Raw genomic sequence first — 3,461 nt, forward strand, 5'->3', positions numbered from 1 at the left:
AGCGCCTTCCTTGCTCACGAACGCCCGGAATATCTAGAAGCAGAAGCAAGCAGATCCCTTGATCTAGGTCTTTTAGAGGTTGCCAAAAGCACAGATTCCCCCTTGCCATTACTGTGCTTGCGTTGCCGCCTCAGCCACCCTCTAGAAGCCTGGTTAAAAGCAACCTTTAATGCCCACCATGAGCGCCATGGCATCGAATTAAAGGCAATGGCTAGCTACGCCTTAGATGATGAAGGTGCCTTAACTATTAGACGCAGCAAGGAAAGCACAGCAGATTTTACCTATTCAGTGATCAGTTCATTGCCAAAGGGTCCAACCAGTCCCTTTTCAGCTGAAATCCTGCGCAGTTTTGATCCAGCCTTATGCGGCTTGCCCCATTGGGCGCGCCTAAAAATCCAATCAAATAACGAGCTCAAGGCCTACTTCAAGCAACACGGCCTGCTGCTCATCTCCGATTGGGCTCTTTTGCGTAATAGCAGCCCCCGCCGTGTTCAAGAGGCTTGTCAAGCACACCTAAGAAGCAGTGCCACGATCGAATCATTAATTGCTTTGCACAGTGGTTTTAAGCCTTTGTACGATCTAGCAAAGCAAGAATTTAAGGCCTTAACAGGAAAGTCTTCTGGCTGGCAGCCAGGGCTTGAATTCCTTCAACAGCTTGATCCTGCTCAAGAACCTTTTAATACAAAAGAGCGTTTACTTGCAATTGCCAAAGCAATCCGGCAACTACTAACAGGTTCAGCCAATCAAAGCCTTGATCAGTCTTTAGAAGCTGGCTACGAGCCAGTTACCCCTTCCTCTGCAAGTTCGGATGGGCCAGAGCCAGCAGCGCTAAAAGTTTTGATTGATGCAGCCTTAGAGCGGGCTATGGATAACTTGCTGCCTGCTGTGATGCAGAAGGAAGCAATCAAATTCAGTAAAGATGAAGGCCGCAAACTTGCCTTTGAGCTTTATGGCCAAGGCCTGAGCCAGCGCGATATCGCTCAGCAGGTAAAACACGAGCAACCATGGGTAAGTAAATTGCTTGACGAAAAACGAAGGTCAACTGAAATAGCAATTGCTGCTGCAATAGAGCTTAAAAGACAGCCGGAATTTATTAGTTGCGGCACAAGCGTAGAAGCAGCAGAAAGGCTGGTGAATGCTTTAAGGAATCACTTGGTGGAGCCAGAACTAGAAGGTGACATCCCGCCCCTGCGCCGATGGGTGCAGCAATACATAAACCAGCTATGACCGAACCCGTAACGCCCCTTGAAGCTCTGACAATGCCACTCGGAGCAGTTGAGCTGCCTGAAAGCGTGCAATGGAATAGCCCCCGAGTTCTTGCTATATCTGCATTAAAAGAGGTGCTTGCTAGTCAAAAAGCCCCATTGCCATTCGGGCCAAGCATCGGCGCAGAAGAAGAGGGTCGTTTATTAAGCCTCAACCGCTTTGCCCTGCAGTTGGTTACCACGGGTTTAGCAGCTGATCAAATTGCCATTGATAAATCAGTCTGGATGCAGGAATCAACCGCCCCGCAGCTATTACTAGCCGCTCAGGTGGATGAAGAAAATGATGTAGTGGTATTTACAGGTGTATTAACAAGCGCTGAATTTATCAGCCTTGCGCGCAGCGCAAATCCACCTACTGAAATCATAATAATTGATACAAATGAATTTAAAGGTGGAGTTGAACGTTTGCTAACACTCGTTCAGTTACTTGATCCTGCAGCAATACCACGGCTTCCGTTAAAAACGAGTCCATATAAAGCGCAGCGCAGTGTGATTGCAATTGCAGATTGGATTAATGGCCAAATTGATGAAGTTTTAGGTCAATCATTTGGCGCTAACTTGCAGCCACTTAGTGTGGGTGCATTTAGAACTAATATAGCATTAAGGTTTATTAGTCTTCCTGATAATAATGCGTTAGCTCTTGTTTCTATTCCTTTGGGGTTAGCTGATGGTCAATTGGTATCTGGCCTAGCAGCAGAAACATGTATCGAGCGTTTCGTATTGCAGATGCTTGCAACTGGTAGTAATCCTTCCAGCCCAGATGGCTTGATATTGCTTTTAAGTGCTTCCATAGATGGCGACCTCTTGCCAAATGGTCTATGCATTAGTGCTTGCCAAGGCAGTCATACGCAGCAGCAGATAGCTGAAGATAACACCAAGATTGAGTTCAACTTCAGTGGAGGAACAGAATTAATAAATGTAAGTTTGGGCTTCCCCGGTAGCAATGATCTAGTCCTGCCGCCGCTGCAGCTACCCGGCTAATGGTAAATATCAATCTTGTAATTCGCCAGGGAGCTAATAACCCTTCGGGGTTACAGGTGTTTATTACAGCGCCTGGTTGCAATAATGCTTTTGCTGTTCCAGAACCAAACCAGCTTTATGAGTTGCAAAAGTCGTGGCGACATCGATTTTTAAAACATCACGACCCTGCCTTTGTTTGGCCCCAAGGCGCTGCTGTTGTGAAAACCTACAGCAATCAATTGCGTTTAGCGCTGCAGCAGTGGATTGAAAGCCCTGACTGGCAACCACTCCAGCAATTACTTGTTGCTTTGCCAAACCTGCCCCTAACCCTGCGCCTTGAGCAGGTAAAAGCTGAGCTTTACAGCTTGCCTTGGGAATCCCTTTGCTTGCAGCGCCGCATCTGGCGTGTTGATGGAAACGGCTTATCAAATATCAAGCAGGTAACACTGCAAGCACGTAAACCCCGCGTCTTACTGGTTGTTGGCGCAGAACAAGGATTAAACCTAGATGGGGAGATAAATCAACTAATGCAATTGCAGCGCAGTGGGCGTATCCAGCTCACGATGCTGAGGGCTGAACACTGCAGTGCTATTTCTCTGAGCAATGCGTTAGCAAAAAGCAGTGGCTGGAATGCTGCCTTGTTTTTAGGCCACTCAAATAGTGGCCCGATGGGGGGAGTGTTGCACCTTGGTGATGGCAGTCAAATAAATGGTCAAAGCCTTGAAAGCCACTTGGCTATTGCAGCTAAAAATGGCTTGCGTTTGCTGATGTTTAACAGCTGCAGCGGTTTACAGCTAGCAAGTGTTGCAGCTCGCGCTGGCATTAATTGGTCTATTTGTTTTTTAGAGCTGGTGCCATCAAAGGCAGCGGCCACAGCCTTTGCAGAATTGCTAACTGGCTTAGAAACAGGAGCTGATTTAGTTACATCGCTAGCAAAAACTAAAGCAACACTTGCAAGCAACGAATACTTTGAGGGTTGTGATTTGCTGCTTGCATCAGTTGCAACAAGTGACGCAGAAGAGTTTAAATTACCGTTAAGGCGCAGGAGGCAGCTATTGCTGCGCCTAGCTAGTTCAAGTAGACACCAAGCAATAGCGGCTGTTGCATTCACCGCTGTTGCGCTTTTGATGGAACTCAACCCCTCTAACCTAGTTAATACCTATCTGCTTAATCGGCGCCTTGATGTGCAACGTGCATGGAGGCAGCTGGTTAAACAGCCGGGCCCACAAGTTGATA

Annotated in this window: 3 protein-coding genes; all 3 read left to right on the top strand. The window is 47.3% G+C overall.

Annotated elements, in window-relative coordinates; translation table 11 throughout:
• On the top strand, positions 1-1,227 hold a 1,227-nt coding region (locus tag KB557_RS09880), incomplete at its 5' end, for a hypothetical protein (RefSeq protein ID WP_255133764.1).
• On the top strand, positions 1,224-2,246 hold the full coding sequence (locus KB557_RS09885) for a hypothetical protein (protein WP_255133767.1): 1,023 nt from the start codon (positions 1,224-1,226) through the stop codon (positions 2,244-2,246). The genes KB557_RS09880 and KB557_RS09885, both read left to right, overlap by 4 nt.
• On the top strand, positions 2,246-3,461 hold a 1,216-nt coding region (locus KB557_RS09890), incomplete at its 3' end, for a hypothetical protein (protein ID WP_399218968.1). The genes KB557_RS09885 and KB557_RS09890, both read left to right, overlap by 1 nt.

It is taken from the genome of Synechococcus sp. Cruz CV12-2-Slac-r (genome assembly GCF_024346075.1).
Classification (GTDB): Bacteria; Cyanobacteriota; Cyanobacteriia; order PCC-6307; family Cyanobiaceae; genus Synechococcus_D.

Excerpts from the sequence above, each read along its gene's own strand:
- KB557_RS09885 (WP_255133767.1), top strand. The coding sequence starts at position 1,224 with ATGACCGAACCCGTAACGCCCCTTGAAGCTCTGACAATGCCACTCGGA.